The sequence below is a fragment of the Rhodococcus sp. ENV425 genome (genome assembly GCF_002887785.1).
Lineage (GTDB): Bacteria > Actinomycetota > Actinomycetes > Mycobacteriales > Mycobacteriaceae > Rhodococcus > Rhodococcus aetherivorans.
The window spans coordinates 1-797 of sequence record NZ_PCZU01000137.1 but is presented as its reverse complement, the minus strand read 5'-3'; the positions used below and the strand labels follow the sequence as shown (position 1 = coordinate 797).

1 protein-coding gene is annotated in these 797 nt (G+C 71.5%); it reads right to left on the bottom strand.

The genetic code is table 11. The annotated features are described in order from the left end of the window. Nucleotides 1–34 precede the first annotated feature (34 nt). The coding region (locus CQZ88_RS10690; protein ID WP_102799734.1) for an LCP family protein at nt 35–797 on the bottom strand (763 nt) is incomplete at its 5' end.

Genomic DNA, 797 nt, shown 5'->3' with positions numbered 1-797 from the left:
AGCGATACATTCGCTCGGCTCGGGGCGAGCGGGCTCACGACGGCGGCGTCAGCAGTTCCGGCGGAATCTGCTGGTCCTGGGCCAACGCGTCGAAGAACGGCACGGCCCGCGACCGATCCCACAGCAGCACGTTGCCGATCCCGGAGACGACCTCGAAGCCGCCGACCGGGACGGTGGCGGTCACCGTCTCGCCGCGCATCGCCCACCCGAGCCGGGCCAGGTGCCACATGTGGTCGCTCTCGTCGACCCGCAACGAGCCGGCGACCCCGGAGGCCAGCGACCACATCCGCACCGGGTTCAGCAGCGTGCTCAGGCCGGTGGCCTTGCTGAGCAGGGCGGACATGAACAGCCGCTGGTTGTTCATCCGGTCGAGGTCGGCCAGCGCCGTCGCGCGGGTGCGCACGAAGCCGAGGGCCTGCGGACCGGTGAGTTCCTGGCAGCCGGCCGGCAGGGAGATCCCCGCCAGCGGATCGTCGATGGCCTGCGGCAGGCAGACGTCCACACCCCCGAGGTCGTCGACGATCGAGGCGAAGCCGCCGAACCCGATCTCGGCGTAGTGGTCGATGTGCACGCCGGTGGCGCCCTCGACGGTCTGCACCAGCAGCGCCGGACCACCCAGCGCGAACGACGCGTTCAGCTTGTCCTGGCCGTGGCCCGGGATCGGGACGTACGAGTCGCGGGGGAGGGACACCATCGTGGTGGCCCCGCCGCCGCTGGGCACGTGGATCAGCATGACGGTGTCGGTGCGGTCCGGGCCGGTCTCCCCACCCGTCGCGAGTTCCTGCTCCTGCTCGGTG